Genomic DNA, 16677 nt, shown 5'->3' with positions numbered 1-16677 from the left:
GGTTCATCACCCCCGTTCCCAGACCGATACGGGAGATATTCCCGCATTCGTGGGTGAGGAATCGGACAGCCGCCCTGCTGGAGTTCGGGGCTAGACTGAAAGTGCTGTCAAGGCCTCGATCACGGGGCCGCCCCTGCCGGGGCTGTGAATGCACCCCCGGTGCCATGGTTCAACGGAAGGAAGTCAATGCCCACCGTCGCCAGAAACATCGTCGATACCCTCGTCGCCAGCGGAGTCAAGCGCGTCTACGGCATCCCGGGAGATTCGCTCAACGGATTCACGGACGCCCTCCGCGTGAACCCGCAGCTCGAATGGGTTCACGTCCGCCACGAGGAGGCCGCTTCCTTCGCCGCCAGCGGCGAGGCCGCCCTGACCGGTGAACTCGCTGTCTGCGCCGGCAGCTGCGGACCCGGCAATCTCCATCTCATCAACGGGCTCTTCGATGCCCAGCGTTCGCGGGTTCCCGTGCTGGCCATCGCCGCCCAGATCCCGAGTGACGAGATCGGCTCGAACTACTTCCAGGAGACCCACCCGACCGAGCTGTTCCGTGACTGCAGCGTCTACGTCGAGAACGTCTCCTCGGCCGAGCAGATGCCCCGACTGCTGCGCATCGCCATGCGCGAAGCGATCGAGAAGCGCGGTGTCGCTGTCCTCGTAATCCCCGGTGACATCGGTCTGTCCGAAATCGACGCCGCCGCTGAGGTGGTCAAAGGCTACCAATCGCACATGATCCCGGCCGAATCCCAAATCGAGGCCGCTGTCAAGGCGCTCAACAAGGGCAAGAAGACGACGATCCTCGCCGGTGCCGGCACCGAGGGTGCCCACGATGAGCTGCTCGCGATCGCCGAGAAGCTCCAGGCTCCGATCGTCCATTCGCTGCGTGGTAAGGAATTCGTCGAATACGACAACCCCTACGACGTGGGCATGACCGGACTGCTCGGATTCTCCTCCGGTTACGCTGCGCTCAAGGACTGCGACACCCTGCTCATGCTCGGCACCGACCTGCCCTACCAGCAGTTCTACCCCGAGGACGCGACTGTTATCCAGGTCGATGTGCGCGGTTCGCAGATCGGGCGGCGCACGAAAGTCGACATCCCGCTCGTCGGAACGGTTGCCGACACCGTCGAGGCCCTGCTGCCGCAGATCAAGCCCAACCGCAGCAGCACACATCTCAAGGCGATGACCAAGCACTATGCGAAGACCCGCAAGGATCTCGACGAGCTCGCGACCCCGTCGAAGCGGAGCATCCACCCGCAGTACCTCACCCGGCTCATCGACGAGATGGCCGATGACGATGCGGTGTTCGTTCCCGACGTCGGATCGCCGGTGGTGTGGGCGGCCCGCTACCTGACGATGAACGGCAAGCGCCGCCTCATCGGCTCCTTCAGCCACGGCTCGATGGCCAACGCACTGTCGCAGAGCGTCGGCGTCCAGTCGGCGTTCGATAGCCGGCAGACCATTGCGCTCGCCGGCGACGGCGGCCTGTCCATGCTACTCGGTGAGCTCATCACGCTCACCCAGAACAAGCTGCCGGTGAAGACGGTCGTGTACAACAACTCCTCGCTCAACTTCGTCGAGCTCGAGATGAAGGCGGCCGGTTTTGTCACGTTCGGCACCGACCTCGACGATCCCGACTTCTCCACCATCGCCGAGGCGGTCGGGATCAAGGGCTTCCGTGTCGAGAAGTCCAAGGACCTGCCGAAGGTCGTCAAGGAATTCCTCGCCTACCCGGGGCCGGCTGTCCTCGATGTCGTCACCGAACGCCAGGAGCTGTCGATGCCGCCGTCGATCACCGTCGAGCAAGCCAAGGGCTTCGCGCTCTACGCGATCCGCACGGTGCTCTCGGGCAAGGGCGACGAACTCATCGATCTCGCCCGGACGAACATCCGCCAGCTCTTCTGAGCTGAGTAAGGTCGCAGGTCCTCCGCCGCCGGCGCAAACTGGCGCAGAGCACGATAAGTGTGCGCAGATTGCCGCTTGGGACACCCAAACGGGCAATCTGCGCACACTTATCCTTGGGGAAGCAGGCTCTGCGGTCCGATCGGTGTGACGAAGCCAGGGGCGGCCGACCCACTCACCCGTGGAGGCCCCGCCACTCAACCCAGCGAGTAAGGCACCAGTGCCTGAGCGGTGACGAGGGCGGCGGTCATCGCCTCATGCCCCTTGTCCTCGACAGACCCTTCGAGTCCGGCACGGTCGAGCCCCTGCTGTTCGGTGTCGCAGGTCAGTACGCCGAATCCTACGGGCTTGCCGGAGTCGATGGCGACCCGGTTGAGGCCGTCGGTGGCGGCTTGGCAGACGTAGTCGAAGTGCGGGGTGCCGCCGCGGATGACGACTCCGAGGGCGACGACCGCGTCGAAGTGCGGTGCCAGGCGGGCCGCGGCGACGGGCAGTTCGAAGCTGCCGGGCACACGGATGAGCGTGGCTTCGGCTCCGGCCTCGGCGGCGGCGCGCTGGGCCCCGTCGACGAGCCCGTCCATGATCTGGGTGTGCCAGGAGGCGGCGACGATGGCGACGCGCAGGTCAGCGGCGTCGACGGTGAGGTCTGGTGCTCCGGAATGAGCCATGAGTGTGTCCTTTGTTCGAAAGCTCCGCAGAGCCTGGTTCGTGTCTGTGTGAGTGCGCGGTGCGCGGTTCAGTTGGCGACGGCCCCGGCTGTGCCCGCGCCAGTACCGGATGTGCCCGTGCCCTCCGGCAGTGAGAGCACATGGTGCATGCGTTCGCGCTTCGTGGCCAGGTAGTGCGTGTTCTCCGGCCGCGCCGCGACCTCGAGTGGAACCACAGCTTCGACCGCGATGCCCAGCTCTTCGAGAGCCGAGGTCTTCGCCGGGTTGTTCGTGAGCAGGCGGATGCGAGTCAGCCCGACCGAGCGCAGGATGGTCGCTGCGGCACGGTAGTCGCGGGCGTCGTCGGTGAACCCGAGGTCCCGGTTCGCATCTACGGTGTCCCGCCCCTGATCCTGCAGAGCGTAGGCGCGCAGTTTGTTGCGCAACCCGATTCCGCGACCTTCGTGTCCGGTCAGGTAGAGCACCGCCCCGCCGTGTTCGGCGATGAGGCCGAGCGCCAGGTCGAGCTGCTCACCGCAGTCGCACCGGTGCGAACCGAAGACGTCCCCGGTCAGGCACTCCGAATGCAGCCGCACGAGAGGCGCCGGACCCTCCGTGCCGGAATCCGGGGGCCCCGCAAACACGCCGAGGTGGTCATGCCCGTTGATCGTGAACGCGCGGGCCCGCAGGCTGCCGTGCTCCGACGGCAGAGCCACCTCCGCGGTCGCCTCAACCGACTCGTTACCGCCAAGGGCACCGGCAGCCGTCACCGAGGCGGTCGCCTCAGGGCGGGAATCATCCGCCGCCGACGATAGGGCCGCCGGGGAGTCGCTCGACGCATCCGCGTCACGCAGCTCGAGGTAGGCGATGAGCTGTTCGATCGAGACCATGACGAGGTCGTGGGCGTCGGCGAACTCGCGGACGGCGTCGAAGCGCATCATCGACCCGTCGTCGTGGACCACCTCGGCGATCATTGCCACCGGCTGTGCACCGGCCAAAAGCGCGAACTCCACCCCGGCCTCGGTGTGGCCGGGGCGCTCCCGGACACCGCCGTCCTTCGCGATGAGTGGGAAGACATGGCCGGGCCGCGAGATCGCCGCCGGATCAGGGCGGGCGGCAGCGAGGACCCGACCGGTCTCGGCGCGTTCGGCGGCGCTGATTCCCGTGGTCACCCCCACCGCATCGCAGCTGACCGTGTAGGCCGTGCCCTTCGGATCCTCGTTGTCGGTGACCATCGGCGGCAGACGCAGGGACGCGGCTCGGTCGGCGGTCATGGGTGCGCAGATGACGCCCGAGGTGTGCCGGACGAAGAAGCCTATCGTCGTAGGATCGGCGAACTCGGCGGCCATGATGAGGTCGCCCTCGTTCTCCCGGTCCTCATCATCGACGACGAGGATGGGCTGGCCGGCGGCGACGGCTGCGATGGCCGCATCGATGGGATCGAGGCGGCTGGCGTGAGCGATGGGATCAGTCATAATCGACTCCTTGCTGGGTGCTGTTCGGCAGTGGCGAGCCCACCGAGGCGGGGCTCGGGTCGGAGGGAACCGTGCCGGCGGCGGTGTCGTCACCGGCGGCGGTGCGGAAGGACAGGAGACGCGCGGTGTACTTCGCGAGCACATCGACCTCGATGTTCACGGCCGCGCCGACCGGCATCTGTCCGAACGTCGTGTGCGTGAGCGTCGCCGGGATGAGTCCGACCTCCACCCACGCGGAGGATGCGCTCGGCTCGGACACGGCCGTCACGGTCAGTGACACCCCGTTGAGAGCGATCGAGCCTTTGACCGCGGTCAGTGGAGCGAGCTCGCTCGGGATCCCGATGCGCAGGGTCGACCAGTCGGGACGGTCGGTGCGGTCGAGGAGTTCGCCCCGGCCGTCGACGTGTCCTTGGACGACATGGCCGTCGAAGCGCCCCGAGGCGGGTGTGCAGCGCTCCAGATTGACTCGGTCGCCCGTGCCCAGAGTGCCGAGTCCGGTCAGGCGGAGGGTCTCGCCCATGACCTCGGCGGTGAAGAGGCCGGGACGCTGCTCGGTGGGCCGCCTCGTCGAGGTCAGGCAGACGCCGTTGACGGCCAGCGAGCCGCCGAGTTCGAGGTCGGCGACGAGGGCGCCGGCGTCGATGGTGATCGCGGCCGAATCGTTCGTGTGCTCGATGGACTCGACGGTGCCGAGCCCTTCGATGATTCCGGTGAACATGTGACTCCAGATTCTCAAGCGGTGGTCGGTGGTGGCTGTAGGAGTGCGGCGGCTAGGTGACTGATTCGGGTAAGCCGGTTGAGTCAGGCCCCGGATCCGCAGTCGCGAAATGCAGCAGGAAATCCGGTCCGACCCGCGACACCGCCGGTGTCTCCGTGTCGTCGGGGATCAGCTGCAGCGCCTCGGACAGGGTGCCGATCTCCAAGCCGTCGACGCTGCCGCGGCCGGGTCCGATGAGCAGCGGAGCCTGATAGCAGAAGACCTCGTCGACGACCCCTGCGGAGAAGAACGCGCCCAGCACTGTCGGCCCGCCTTCGACGAGGAGGTGGCGCGCTCCGGCGGCGTACAGCTCGTCCAGGGCCTCACGGACATCGTGGGTGCGCAGATGCAGAGTGTTGGGATTGAGGGCGAGGAACGATGTGACCGGCAGCTCCGAGGTGCCGAGCACGACAGGCCGCGGCTGGTCGTCGAGTGCGATTCCGTCCGGGCCGCGGGCGTTGAGACGCGGATCGTCGGCCACGGCGGTGCCGGTGCCGACGAGGATGGCGTCGACGCGTGAGCGGACCTCGTGAGCGTGTGCGCGAGACTCCGCCGAGGTGATCCACTGACTGGTTGCGTCCGCGGCGGCGACGGCACCGTCGAGGCTCTGCGCGATCTTGGCAGTGACGAACGGGCGGGCCTCGGTCAGGGAGCGCACCCACCGCGCATTGAGTGCGCGGGAGTCCTCTTCGCACAGGCCCGAGCGGACCGTCAGCCCTGCCTCGGCGAGTGTGTTCCCACCGCCGGCGGCCAAGGGATTCGGGTCGGGGGAGGCGAAGACGACGGAGGGGATCTCGGCGGCGAGGATCGCCTCGGTGCAGGGCCCGGTCCGGCCGTGGTGGTCGCAGGGCTCGAGCGTGACGAGCAGCGTCGCGGTGGTCAGATCGATGTCGAGGTCGTGAGCGGTGGTGATCGCCTCCACCTCGGCGTGGGGTGTTCCCGTTCCTCCATGGTGACCGGTGACGATCTGCCCATCGGCTGTCAGGATTGCGGCTCCTACCAGCGGATTCGCTCCGCGAACACCTTCGCGGGCAGCATTGAGAGCGGCGATCATCGCCGCTGATTCGAGGTCCGTGAATTCCGCTGCTTCGCCTGGTTGCGCGCCCATGAAAAACCTCCCGAGCCTTCGCCGGGAGGGAGGATATTGCGGGTGCAACCATCAGGGCGTCTCAGTCGCGTGCGACGGTGCGGTCGAATGCACCGAAAGACAGCGGCCGAGGCCACCATGCTCCTCCCATCCAGACTCTGACTGTCGGTTTCGGAATTTCACCGAATCAACCGCCTGCACGAATGCGAGCGGGTCGCGGACTGTGACCGCCGGTACGGAATTTCACCGTCCCCGGAACATGTGAGGCCAGAGTAGCATGACCATCACCGAGGCGTCCGTGAGGTCTGTCACATAGTGACATCAGGGCGGGGCTGCGCTCGCGATGACCGTGATTTGCCAAAATGCATAACCTAGGTATATAAAGAAGTTATGGATGATGCGGATTCGGCCGAACTGGTCGCGCGGCTCGTTGTCGTCTCGTCGCGCCTGACCAGGGCGTTTCGACGAGTGATCGGCAACGAGAACTCTTTGGCGGCGCTGCGTGCGCTCGCCGTAGTCGAGCAGTATCAACCCGTTCGTGTCGGTCATTTCGCGCAAGGATATTTGAGTTCTCAGCCCGCGGCGACAAAGCTTCTCGCCAAGCTCGAGGAAGCCGGGCTCGTCGTGCGTGAGCCCAGTCCGACGGACGGGCGCGCGTCGCAGTTCTCGCTCACCGAAGCCGGGCGGGAGAGGCTGGCGGAGAACCGCTCGATCATGATCGAGCAGATGCAGCCCTACTTCGAGTCGCTGAGCGTCGAGGAGCGGCAGAGCGTCGATCGTGCGCTCGGACTGGTCTCGGACTTCCTCAAGGACCGTCACCCGGTCGACGGCGTCGACGAACCCGACGACGAATCGGATCCGGAACCTACTGCGGGCTAGCCGCCGAGCACATCTCAGTTTTTCAACCACGTTTCCGAAGCGGATTTCGGAGCGGAACGCACCATAGGAAAGGGGACGCGACCAGCAGATGAGAGCGTCAGCAGACAACGAAACTCCAGGGGACGAAACACCCGGCGATTCCGGGGCGGGAGCGTCGATCCTTCGCCAGCCGCGTGCCGTCTGGGCGGTCGCGTTCGCTGCGGTCATCGCCTTCATGGGCATCGGTTTGGTCGATCCGATCCTGCCGGCCATCTCGGCCGAGCTCCACGCCACCCCCGCCCAATCGATGCTGCTGTTCACCAGCTATCTGTTCATCACCGGCGGAATGATGTTCTTCACGAGCTTCCTGTCATCCCGCATCGGTGCGAAGACCACGCTGCTCATCGGTCTCGTGCTCATCGTCGCGTTCGCGGCTCTGGCCGGATTCTCCGGTTCCGTCGACCAGATCATCGGCTTCCGTGCAGGTTGGGGTCTCGGCAACGCGCTGTTCATCTCCACCGCTCTGTCGACGATCGTCGGTGCTGCTTCCGGGGGTGCGGACAAGGCGATCATCCTCTACGAGGCGGCGCTCGGCGTCGGCATCGCCACCGGCCCGCTGCTCGGCGGGCTCCTCGGCGGAATCTCCTGGCGGGGGCCGTTCTTCGGCACCGCCGTCCTCATGGCCATCGGCTTCATCGCGATCATCGTGCTGCTGCCCAGCGGCACGAGCTCGAACGGAGCGTCGGCGGAGCCGATCAGGCTCAGCGCCACCTTCCGTGCGCTGGCTCGCCCGGGTGTGGCCATCCTCGGCGTCTCCGCTCTGCTGTACAACTTCGGCTTCTTCATCCTGCTGGCCTACAGCCCATTCCCCGTCGAGGCTGCCGCCGCGAAGCTGGGCATGGAGGACTTCGGCGCCATGGGCCTCGGCTACGTCTTCTTCGGTTGGGGCATCTGCGTGGCGATCACCTCGGTGTTCGGCGCTCCCGTGCTGACCAAGCGGATCGGGCGTCGTCGCAGCCTCATCGTCACCCTGGTCGCACTGGCCGTGCTGCTTGGCGTGATGTCCTTCCTCGTCGAGTCGCTGGCCGGGATCATCGTCTGCATCATCGTGGCGGGCATGCTTCTGGGCGTGCTCAACACGGTGTTCACGGAATCGGCGATGGAGGTCAGCGACCTGCCTCGTCCGGTCGCATCTGGCACGTATTCGGGTGTGCGCTTCATCGGCGGTGCGGTGGCGCCGATCGTCGCCGGTGCGGTGTCGGAATCGATCAGTGCAGGATCTCCGTACCTCTTCGGTGCGGGGGCCGTGCTGCTGTCGGTCGTCGTCATCTCACTAGGGTGGAAGGCGCTGCGCCGCGTCGACGGGCACATCGATGAGTCGCCGGTCGACGAGGCTTATGCCCTCACCGGAGGCGACGCCTGAGTCTCACGTCCGTTTCGAAGCTGGGCACCCGGGACGGAACCCGATGTGGAGTACGGCGCCCGCGCAGACAGTTGATCTGTGCGGGCGCCGTTTCCGTGTCCGGACCATGACAAGTGAGTGAATCAAGAGCTGTGTTGCAGATCTGAAACCGGTTCGACAAATGATCGACGGAGAGCCTAGGACAGAATAGAGTTCGCGCAATCTGAAGATCGACTGAGAGAACTCTGCTTATCGACGACGGAATGCGACCAGAAACGTCACCTACAGATGAAGGTCATCATGTCCTACGACGCGAATGCAGCATACAACTCCGACACACCCGGTCAAGGGGCGCCAGGAGCCGGAGTGCCGGCCGGCCAGGGCTACGGAGGCCAGGGCTACGGAGTGCAGGGTTTCGGTGGAGCGCCACGCGGTGCCGCCAGCCCCGATGACCTGTCACTGCCGCTCTACGGCGCATCCTTCGGCCAGGCCGTCAAGCGCTTCTTCAAGAACTACGCGAAGTTCAGCGGGCGGGCCTCGCGCAGTGAGTTCTGGTGGGCGACGCTGTTCTGCGTTCTCGTTGCGCTGGTGCCCTACATTCTCGTCGTCATCGGAGCCGTGATGATGGCGGCTTCTGCTTCCGCCGATCCCTACGGGGGCGGGGCGCCCTCGGGCGGCGGCGTTGCACTGATGGGCATCGGCGGAGTCCTTCTCGGCGTGTTTGTCCTGGCCACGATCGTGCCGTCGATCGCTGTCTCCTGGCGCCGCCTCCATGATGCAGGCTTCTCCGGCCTCTTCTACCTGCTCACCCTGACCTCTATCGGCGGAATCGTTGTGCTCGTCATGGAAATCATGCCGCCTAAGGCCGAGGGTCAGCGCTTCGACGTCTGATTCCGAGGTCTGACTGCGGCGCCTGTGCTCGGACGGAGCATCACGTCTAGTTCCTGACACGTAACACAGCTGCGCAGCCATCATGCCCCGTCAGTGTCATCTCGCACCTTTGCAGCGGTGCAAGATGCCGCCGGCGGGGCGTTGTGCTGCCGGGAGGGCGCATTGCGAGGACCGGGGTGAGGTGCGACGTGTGGTGGGAATGGAACTCGGTGGTGCCCGATGCGCGACTGCAATCCCCTCGCCGAGGCGACCCGACGTCGGCGCCGATTGCTGATTTTCTGACACGCCCCGCCGAGGAGGTGCGACCGATCAGCGACTGCGGAGGGCTCTGACGAATGAGGTGACCATGGTTACGAAGACCATCTCCCAGACCGCTGGTCCGATCCAGAACGCATGTCGCCAGATTCCCCCGGCGACGAGCGCCGGGATGAGCCACGTGGCGATCGCCCACCGCCGCGCGGAGGAAACGCCGACCAGCACACGTGTCGCCTTGAGCAGGGAAGAGTCGCCGATAGAGAACAGACCGACTGACAGCGTAGGCAGCCCTTTGAGCTCGTCGCCGTATGACAAGGGACATCGACGTCTTCGGTAGTGCGACCCCGCCCCTGAAATCGCCTTGCAGTCCCGGCCGTCTAGAGGGCGCCGCGGTCCCATCGAAAGACCGCACGGACTCTGTGCAGGAAACCGATGTGCAATTCGTGACAACTGGGTCTTCTCGGGTCACTCTCCCACTATTTTCATGAGAGAATTCATTGGAGTTACCAATGGGTAATTTCGCATGGAGTCGCCCGTTGCGCACCCCCCACGTGCCGGTAGTGGCGTATTCTGCAGTCACCTGCGCGGTGCAGAATTCTTCGGCACTGACCGGAGCGACGAAGGCACAGACGATTGGGAGCGATGGCTATGGAGAGCACTACGGACACGTTCGCCGAGGACACCGACATCGACGCGCCAGCGGTCGTGCTGCGCGGTTGGTCGCTGTCCGGCAAACAGGGCGATGTGTTCACCGATATCGACCTCGAGGTGCCGACCGGTGCCATCGCCGTCGTCCGCGGGCCCGCCGGCAGCGGGAAGACCTCTCTCCTCCTGTCCTTGGCTGGAAGGATGCGGGTCTCCGCGGGGGAGGGCCGCCTCGGCGCTATCGATATCCGCAAGCAGGCCCGCACCGTGCGCGGGCAGGTTGCGGTCGGACATATCGGCGGGCTGACGGACCTTGAGGACGATTTCACGGTCGCCCAGCACGTCGCCGAACGGCAGATCATGCTCCAGCCCTGGTACAAGCCGTGGGCGTCGAAATCGACTCTGCGTGAGGTCATCGCTCTCATCCGGGAGACCTTCACCACGGCCGGTGAGATGGTCGACGACCTCCCACCGGGGACGCTCTCGAAGCAGGACGCCCAACGCGCGGACTTCCTCATCGACGATGACGGAGAGGTATTCGTCTCCGAGCTGAGTGAGCTGCAGAAATTCTTCCTCGAGTTCGGGCTGGCGAGTCTCAGCCGCCCGCCCGTCGTCGTCATCGATAACATCGACTACCTGCGCGAATCCGCCGACCGGGCCCGTGCTTGGGCTGGGATCCTCATCTACCAGCAGCTGCGCAGATCACGGGATCGCGAGGACCCGCTGACGGTCATCGTCTCGTGCGAGGACTCGAGTGAACTCGACATCGCCACCAGATCGCTCGGCTTCCGCGCGGAGCCATCGTTGGTCGACCTCGAGCTGCCGCCGCACTCACCCGCTCATCGCGGTTCCGAACACTGAACTTCCTGCCCACGTATACGAATCCGAGGAGATTCCTGAATGTTCTCCCTGCCCTGGTTAGAACTCTCACGATTCAAACGCCACACGATCACGCGCTTGGCGATGATCGTCATCATCGTCATCCCGTCGATCTACGGTGGGCTCTACCTGGCCTCGAATTGGGACCCGGCCGGGCACCTCGACAAGCTGCAGGCAGCGATCGTCAACGAGGATACCGGCGCCGAGAAGCCCGACTCGGACGGAGAGAAGCTCGACGCCGGTCAGGAACTCGTTGACGAGATCACGCCGAAGGGCGAAGGCGGATTCGACTGGCAGGAGACCAGCCAGAAAGAAGCCGACGAGGGGCTGGCTGAAGGGAAGTACTTCGCGGTCCTCGAGATCCCCTCGGACTTCTCCGAGATGCTCGTGTCGACCGGCGGTGACGATCCGGAGCAGGCAGGGCTGCGGCTGCGCACCGACGACGCCCACAACTTCATCGTCGGGCAGATGGCCGGGACCATCCTCTCCGAGATCAAGGATGGACTGAGTAAGACGACGACCGCCGAGTACGTCAACCAGGTGTATCTCGGATTCAACGATATCCACTCCGAGACGGAGAAGGCTGCAGACGGTGCGGCCGAACTGCACGACGGAGCAGGCCAACTCCACGACGGTACCGGCGAACTCGTCGGTGGGACGACGAAGCTCGACAAGGGCATCGGAACCCTGCAGACCGGGCTCATCGACCTCGATAAGGGCGCAGGTGAATTGAAGAAAGGCAGCGGCGACCTTGCCGACGGTGCCGACACCCTGGCCAAATCCACCACAGAGGCGAAGAACGGTTCGAAGAAACTCGCCGACGGCGCAGGGCAGGTCGCCGACGGCACCTCGGAGCTGCGTGATACCGCCGACGAGGCCACGAGGAAGGCCGAGGATGTCAAACGAAAGGCCGATGACGTCGTCGATGGGGCCCGCCCCAAGCTCGAGCGCGCCGAAGGGGACTTCGACGATGCCCGAACCACCGTGCGAGGGGACATGGACGACCGGATCAAGCAGCTGCAGGAGGACTATCCGGACGACCCGAACGTCAAGAAGCTCGCCGAGGATGCCAACGGCCTCGGCGAGGACCTCGATTCCGCGCACAAGCGCGCCTCGGATGCCAAGGATAAGGCTAAGAGCCTCGAGGACAAGCTGACCGACGCGGTCGACGGGGTGATGGACAAGATCCGCACGGCGGATAAGAAGATCGGTCAGCTCGACGACGGAGCGCAGAAGGTCGCGACCGGTGCCGACGACCTCCACTCCGGGCTGATCAAGCTCGACGCAGGTGCGGGAAAGCTCGCCAAGGGAGCTGGTGACCTCCATGACGGTGCCGTCCAGCTCAAGGACGGCACGGCGAAGGCTAAGGACGGAGCCGGTGATCTCAAGGACGGTTCGGAACAGCTCGTTGACGGGTCGACCGAACTCGACAAGGGCGCTGGCAAACTCGATGACGGCTCCGGCGAACTCGCCGATGGTCTGCAGAAGGGACTCGAGCAGATCCCGACCTACGACAAGAAGGATCGGGAGAATCGTTCGGATGTCGTAGCTGTTCCCGTTGACGCGGACAAGGTCAAGGACAACGCCGTCGACGCCTATGGCGAGGGACTGTCCGCATTCTTCGTCTCCTTGGCCCTGTGGATCGGCGGAATGATCACCTATATGGTCATCAACGCCATTCCATATCGGGCGTTGTTCTCATCGGCGACCTCGTCGCGGATCGCCTGGGCCGGCTACGTTCCCGGGCTGCTCTTCGGCATCGCCCAGGTCGCAGTTCTCTATGCGATCCTCACCTTCGCCTTGGACTTTTCGGCGGGAGCGTGGCTGTGGACTCTGCTGTTCTCGATGCTCGCAGCGGCATGTTTCCACTCCGTGCACCAGTTATGTGTCGCGGCCTTGGGCGGTGTCGGCAGACTGATCGCCCTGGTCCTGCTGATGCTGCAGATCGCTTCGGCGGGCGGAACCTATCCGGTGGAGACGGCACCGAAGATCTTCCAGATCATCTCGCCGTTCCTGCCGATGACGCACGCGGTCAACGGTCTGCGCACCCTGGTTGCCGGTGGCGACATGTTCATCGCAGCGCAAGCGGCCGTGGTGTTGTTGCTGATGACTGCAATCTCCCTGGTCGCCACAACCGTGGTCTGCAGCCGCAAGCGTATGGTCACCCTCACTCAGCTGCACCCCAGCCTGCAGCTGTAGGCCGGGCCGATTGCGGGATCGTGCCTTGGGGTTCGGGCTGCAGAGTTGTTGCGGGACACAGGGCTGCTGCGAACTACAGGCCTGATCGCAGCGCGGGCGTGGCCAGTTGCGGGTGCCAGAGCTGTCGGCGCATTGTTAGGTCGATCCGCGGTGTTTCTACGGCGTGAAACGCCGCGGATCGACCCAGCAATTCAGCGAAATCCAGTGGGGAAGTGCTCGAGCAGGCGCCGCCGCGGTGTTGGGGCCCTCCCAGGTGCAAGCTGCGCGTGTCAGCAGAGCAAGGAGCGGGGTCGTCGCCGGCATCGCGGGCGTAGGCGGCAGTTCAGTCGTCGAGGTAGCGCAGGTATCGCTGCGGGTCGTGGAGGAAGCGGCGCCAGTGATCGACCATGTCGAGGCCCTCCCATGCAGATTCGTGCAGTCCCCAGTCGCCGACCTCGACGATCTTCGCGTTGTCGGCTCGGGCGAGGACGGGGGAGTGGGTGGCCATGACGGTCTGCAGGCCCTTCCGCTGGCGTTGGCGGATGAGCTGAAGAAGAGTCAGCGAGGCCGTGAACGACAGGGCGCTCTCCGGCTCGTCGAGGATCCACAGTCCCAGCTCCATGAAACGGCTTGTGAGCATGTCGACGAATATCTCGCCGTGCGAGCGCTGCGCATAGTGATGGCCGCGCACCGAACCGACGCTCATGAGATAGGCCATGTTGTCGTGCATCGTTTCAGCGCGAAGGAAGAATCCGCTGCGATTCGTCGTCGCTCCACGGACGATCTGCAGGTGTTCGCTCAGCTCGGGAGGAGCCTCGACGTGATCGCGCACCTCCAGCTCCCACCGCGGAGACTCCCCGCTACCCCAGCGCCAGCCGCGCGGCCAGCAGTACGAGCACGACGGCGATGATGACGTCGAGGACCTGCCAGACTCGCGGCCGCCCCAAGTAACGGGAGAGCCCACGGGCGCCGTAGCCGATGACGAGGAACCAGCTGATCGAGCCGAGCATTGCCCCGAATGTGAACGGCCACACCCCGTCCGGACCCTGCTGATTCGCGAGATTGCCGAGCATGACGACGGTGTCGATGTAGACGCCGGGGTTGAGGAACGTCAGCGCCAGAGTGGTGACGATGATGGATTTGAGGGACCGCTGATGAGTGTCCGCCTTCAGTCCGGTGGCATCGCGAGCCGATTTCAGGCTCGTCCACGCGAACCACAGCAGGTAGGCCACACCCAGCCAGCGCAGGACTTCGAGCGCCCACGGCGCGAGCAGAACGATCGCCCCGATCCCCACCGTGCCCGCTGCGATGAGCAGTACGTCGGCGACGATGCAGATGGCGACGACGACGCCGAGGTGCTCGCGCCGGATCCCCTGCCGCAGCAGGAGTGCGTTCTGCGGGCCGACGGCGATGATGAGGGACCAGCCGGTGAGGAGTCCGGTGACGAGATGAGTGAGCACGGACTCAACATTAGAGACCGACCGATCAGAAGAAAAACAACAGAATATGCATCTGATGCACAATTGCTTCATGAACATCGATCACGTCAAAGCGCTCGCCGCCGCTGTCGACGAAGGCACCGTCGAGGGTGCGGCCTTCGTCCTCGGCATCACTGCCTCGGCGGCGAGTCAGCGCATCCGCACACTCGAGTCCCGCCTCGGGCAGGTGCTCATCCGACGAACGAATCCGATCATCGTCACCGAGGCAGGGCAGGCGATACTCCGCTATGCCCGGCAGGTCGAGCTGCTCGAGTCCGAGGCGCTCGACCGGCTGCACGGCATCGACGCCGACTCCCTCGGTGCGGGCGGATCCGGTGCGGGGCGGAGCGAGCCCACCGTACTTCGGATGGGTGTGAACGCCGATTCGATGGCGACGTGGTTCCGCCCGATCTTCGCCGAGGCGGCCGGCTGGGATGACGTCGTCCTCCGCATCGAGATGGTCGACCAGGACAAAGCGCTGCCGCTCTTGGCCTCGGGGGAGGTGCTCGGCACGATCACCTCGACGGCGACCGGCGGGTACGGGACGACGGTCGCCGAGCTCGGGACGATGCGCTACACCGCCGTGGCCGAACGCTCCCTCTTTGATCGACATTCCACCGGCACCGAGGCGGATCTGACCAGGTTGCCGATGGTGAATTTCGGACAGGACGACGACCTGCAGTTCGAGTTCCTCCGCCGCTGCGGTGTCGACCGGCGGCCGCCGATGTCGGTCGTGCCGGGATCGGCGGAGTTCGCAGCCGCGGTAGAAGCGGGCCTCGGTTGGGGGATGGTTCCGGTCATGCAGCTCGACGGTCTCGAATCCGACCTCGTCGAGATCGGTTCCGAGCCGCATATCGACGTCCCGCTGTACTGGCACCACTGGACTCTGGCCTCGGACAAGCTCTCTCGCCTGACCGGCGCGCTGCGCCGCGCTGCCGCCGACATGCGGTGATTCGGGGGTGGAGCTGAACTGCCCTCTGTTGATCCGCTCAGGAGCTGAGGAGCTTGCTGATCGTCCACTTGACCTGCTCATGTGCGGCGTCGACGGTCATGGTCTCGGGCGAGATGATCGAGTGCAGGGCGATGCCGTCGACGGTGGTGAAGAGCGCTGTAGCGGTCGGAGCCACCTCGGTGGGGTCGAGATGCCCCTCCTCGGCGAGCAGATTCAGCCAGCGATGCAGGCTGTCGTAAGTGACGCGGTGACCGTGTTCGAGGAGGCGCCGAGAGACTGCCCTCTTCTCTGCCCCGAGGGCATGCAGGTGCATGGAGAACCAGGTTTCGAGCTGCACATCTCGATGCTCATGGGTCGGCAGGAACTGGGCGCAGCACTCATAGAGCCGGTCGGTCGGGTCGCGGTTCGCATCAGCGATGGAGAAGTCCTTGACTACGGTGTCGATGGAGCGCCTCGCGACTGCTTCGTGGAGGTCTGCCTGGGTGGGGAAGTAATAGCGCAGCGTCGATGGTCCGACCCCTGCTTCCTTGGCCACGGCGCGCACACTGAGGTTCGCATACCCAGGCTGCGACCCCTCGGCCAAGCGGATGGCCGCGGCGACGATCTCGTCTCGCTTCGACAACCGTGACTCCTCGCTTCATTGACAACGACGCTTTCGCTCAGTGTATAGTACGTTGTACTAGTACGGTGTGCCAAGGCGTCGAAACGGCGCGGCAGGAACAGTGTGCTGACCCGACCAGAGGACCCCAACAGAAGAAGAGAGAGCCCTCATGATCGACAGTCTGCAGGAATTCGCCGGAAACATCCCCGACTGGCTGCAGTGGGCAGGCATTCTGCTCGTCTCGGCCATCCCCTTCGTCGAGTCGTACTTCGGCGCTGTCATCGGCGTCGCGATCGGACTCCACCCCGTGGTCGCCATCCTCATGGCCATCATCGGTAACGTCATCTCAATGCTCGCCTTCGTCTACGGGGCCGGTGCCATCCGCGACAAGGCGACGAAGAACAAAGAGGTCGAGGGGAAGCCGAAACGACAGCGGCTCAAGCGCATGTTCGACAAATTCGGCGTGCCGGGAGTCTCGCTGCTGGGCCAGACACTCCTGCCTTCGCAGATCACCTCGTCCGCAATGGTCGGTTTCGGTGCCAACCGCAATGTTGTGGCCTTCTGGCAGGTCATCTCGATCATCCTCTGGGGCGTCCTCTTCGGAGTGCTCGCCACCCTGGGCATCGAGCTGGCGCTGCGCTGAGGAACGGCCGCTCGGTCTGGTCGTGTCACA

16 protein-coding genes and 1 riboswitch are annotated in these 16677 nt (G+C 65.0%); of the genes, 8 read left to right on the top strand and 8 right to left on the bottom strand.

What is annotated here, in order from left to right; translation table 11 throughout:
* Nucleotides 1-186: 186 nt before the first annotated feature.
* On the top strand, nt 187-1902 hold the full coding sequence (poxB, locus tag BI49514_RS02630) for a ubiquinone-dependent pyruvate dehydrogenase (RefSeq protein WP_101543962.1): 1716 nt from the start codon (nt 187-189) through the stop codon (nt 1900-1902).
* Between the two features lie 194 nt (nt 1903-2096).
* On the opposite strand, the gene ribH is transcribed toward poxB, so the two are convergent.
* The 4 genes from ribH to ribD all read right to left on the bottom strand — a co-directional run bounded on the left by ribH (nt 2097) and on the right by ribD (nt 5886).
* Complete coding sequence (ribH, locus tag BI49514_RS02625; protein ID WP_101543960.1) at nt 2097-2567, bottom strand: 6,7-dimethyl-8-ribityllumazine synthase; 471 nt, start codon at nt 2565-2567, stop codon at nt 2097-2099.
* Nucleotides 2568-2635: 68 nt separating this feature from the next.
* Nucleotides 2636-4021: a 3,4-dihydroxy-2-butanone-4-phosphate synthase gene (gene ribB, locus BI49514_RS02620; RefSeq protein WP_180954343.1), complete on the bottom strand. Its 1386-nt coding sequence runs from the start codon at nt 4019-4021 to the stop codon at nt 2636-2638.
* On the bottom strand, nt 4014-4739 hold the full coding sequence (locus tag BI49514_RS02615; protein WP_101543957.1) for a riboflavin synthase: 726 nt from the start codon (nt 4737-4739) through the stop codon (nt 4014-4016). Before BI49514_RS02615 ends, ribB begins: the two co-directional genes overlap by 8 nt.
* Nucleotides 4740-4791: 52 nt before the next feature.
* Complete coding sequence (gene ribD / locus BI49514_RS02610) at nt 4792-5886, bottom strand: bifunctional diaminohydroxyphosphoribosylaminopyrimidine deaminase/5-amino-6-(5-phosphoribosylamino)uracil reductase RibD (protein WP_244195242.1); 1095 nt, start codon at nt 5884-5886, stop codon at nt 4792-4794.
* Between the two features lie 114 nt (nt 5887-6000).
* A riboswitch (FMN riboswitch) is annotated at nt 6001-6129 on the bottom strand.
* A gap of 126 nt (nt 6130-6255) precedes the next feature.
* Here ribD and BI49514_RS02605 point away from each other — a divergent pair.
* The 3 genes from BI49514_RS02605 (at nt 6256) to BI49514_RS02595 (ending at nt 9016) form a co-directional block, all read left to right on the top strand.
* The gene (locus tag BI49514_RS02605) at nt 6256-6744 is read left to right on the top strand and encodes a MarR family winged helix-turn-helix transcriptional regulator (RefSeq protein WP_101543956.1); all 489 of its coding nucleotides are present in this window, start codon (nt 6256-6258) and stop codon (nt 6742-6744) included.
* Nucleotides 6745-6832: 88 nt separating this feature from the next.
* Nucleotides 6833-8146, top strand: a complete 1314-nt coding sequence (locus BI49514_RS02600; RefSeq protein ID WP_101543954.1) for an MFS transporter — start codon at nt 6833-6835, stop codon at nt 8144-8146.
* A gap of 267 nt (nt 8147-8413) precedes the next feature.
* Nucleotides 8414-9016 carry a DUF805 domain-containing protein gene (locus tag BI49514_RS02595; protein ID WP_101543952.1) on the top strand — a complete coding sequence of 201 codons (603 nt, stop codon included), beginning with the start codon at nt 8414-8416 and terminating at the stop codon, nt 9014-9016.
* A gap of 309 nt (nt 9017-9325) precedes the next feature.
* Here BI49514_RS02595 and BI49514_RS02590 read toward each other — a convergent pair whose 3' ends face one another.
* Nucleotides 9326-9586, bottom strand: a complete 261-nt coding sequence (locus BI49514_RS02590; RefSeq protein ID WP_101543951.1) for a hypothetical protein — start codon at nt 9584-9586, stop codon at nt 9326-9328.
* A 333-nt stretch (nt 9587-9919) separates the two neighbouring features.
* Here BI49514_RS02590 and BI49514_RS02585 point away from each other — a divergent pair, with 333 nt between their 5' ends.
* Both BI49514_RS02585 and BI49514_RS02580 read left to right on the top strand, forming a co-directional pair.
* Complete coding sequence (locus BI49514_RS02585; protein WP_101543949.1) at nt 9920-10777, top strand: ATP-binding cassette domain-containing protein; 858 nt, start codon at nt 9920-9922, stop codon at nt 10775-10777.
* A gap of 39 nt (nt 10778-10816) precedes the next feature.
* Nucleotides 10817-12994: a YhgE/Pip domain-containing protein gene (locus tag BI49514_RS02580; RefSeq protein ID WP_101543948.1), complete on the top strand. Its 2178-nt coding sequence runs from the start codon at nt 10817-10819 to the stop codon at nt 12992-12994.
* Between the two features lie 322 nt (nt 12995-13316).
* Here the strand turns inward: BI49514_RS02580 and BI49514_RS02575 are convergent, their stop codons facing one another.
* Together BI49514_RS02575 and BI49514_RS02570 are read right to left on the bottom strand one after the other, a co-directional pair.
* Nucleotides 13317-13805: an AAA family ATPase gene (locus BI49514_RS02575; protein WP_244195241.1), complete on the bottom strand. Its 489-nt coding sequence runs from the start codon at nt 13803-13805 to the stop codon at nt 13317-13319.
* Nucleotides 13806-13833: 28 nt separating this feature from the next.
* Nucleotides 13834-14433: a LysE/ArgO family amino acid transporter gene (locus BI49514_RS02570; RefSeq protein WP_244195240.1), complete on the bottom strand. Its 600-nt coding sequence runs from the start codon at nt 14431-14433 to the stop codon at nt 13834-13836.
* A 70-nt stretch (nt 14434-14503) separates the two neighbouring features.
* Here BI49514_RS02570 and BI49514_RS02565 point away from each other — a divergent pair, with 70 nt between their 5' ends.
* On the top strand, nt 14504-15403 hold the full coding sequence (locus tag BI49514_RS02565; protein WP_244195239.1) for an ArgP/LysG family DNA-binding transcriptional regulator: 900 nt from the start codon (nt 14504-14506) through the stop codon (nt 15401-15403).
* A 37-nt stretch (nt 15404-15440) separates the two neighbouring features.
* On the opposite strand, the gene BI49514_RS02560 is transcribed toward BI49514_RS02565, so the two are convergent.
* Nucleotides 15441-16025: a TetR/AcrR family transcriptional regulator gene (locus BI49514_RS02560; protein WP_101543945.1), complete on the bottom strand. Its 585-nt coding sequence runs from the start codon at nt 16023-16025 to the stop codon at nt 15441-15443.
* 148 nt (nt 16026-16173) lie between these two features.
* On the opposite strand from BI49514_RS02560, the gene BI49514_RS02555 reads away from it, so the two are divergent.
* Complete coding sequence (locus BI49514_RS02555) at nt 16174-16647, top strand: hypothetical protein (protein ID WP_101543943.1); 474 nt, start codon at nt 16174-16176, stop codon at nt 16645-16647.
* Nucleotides 16648-16677 lie beyond the last annotated feature (30 nt).

Source organism: Brevibacterium iodinum ATCC 49514, from assembly GCF_900169265.1.
Classification (GTDB): Bacteria; Actinomycetota; Actinomycetes; order Actinomycetales; family Brevibacteriaceae; genus Brevibacterium; species Brevibacterium iodinum.
Note: the sequence above shows the minus strand (reverse complement) of the source record. Positions and strands in the feature narration are given on the sequence as shown.

Bases quoted from the DNA above. Each gene is read 5' to 3' on its own strand.
- poxB (WP_101543962.1), top strand. From the start codon at position 187: ATGCCCACCGTCGCCAGAAACATCGTCGATACCCTCGTCGCCAGCGGA.
- ribH (WP_101543960.1), bottom strand. From the start codon at position 2,567: ATGGCTCATTCCGGAGCACCAGACCTCACCGTCGACGCCGCTGACCTG.
- ribB (WP_180954343.1), bottom strand. From the start codon at position 4,021: ATGACTGATCCCATCGCTCACGCCAGCCGCCTCGATCCCATCGATGCG.
- BI49514_RS02615 (WP_101543957.1), bottom strand. From the start codon at position 4,739: ATGTTCACCGGAATCATCGAAGGGCTCGGCACCGTCGAGTCCATCGAG.
- ribD (WP_244195242.1), bottom strand. From the start codon at position 5,886: ATGGGCGCGCAACCAGGCGAAGCAGCGGAATTCACGGACCTCGAATCA.
- BI49514_RS02605 (WP_101543956.1), top strand. From the start codon at position 6,256: ATGGATGATGCGGATTCGGCCGAACTGGTCGCGCGGCTCGTTGTCGTC.
- BI49514_RS02600 (WP_101543954.1), top strand. From the start codon at position 6,833: ATGAGAGCGTCAGCAGACAACGAAACTCCAGGGGACGAAACACCCGGC.
- BI49514_RS02595 (WP_101543952.1), top strand. From the start codon at position 8,414: ATGAAGGTCATCATGTCCTACGACGCGAATGCAGCATACAACTCCGAC.
- BI49514_RS02585 (WP_101543949.1), top strand. From the start codon at position 9,920: ATGGAGAGCACTACGGACACGTTCGCCGAGGACACCGACATCGACGCG.
- BI49514_RS02580 (WP_101543948.1), top strand. From the start codon at position 10,817: ATGTTCTCCCTGCCCTGGTTAGAACTCTCACGATTCAAACGCCACACG.
- BI49514_RS02565 (WP_244195239.1), top strand. From the start codon at position 14,504: ATGAACATCGATCACGTCAAAGCGCTCGCCGCCGCTGTCGACGAAGGC.
- BI49514_RS02555 (WP_101543943.1), top strand. From the start codon at position 16,174: ATGATCGACAGTCTGCAGGAATTCGCCGGAAACATCCCCGACTGGCTG.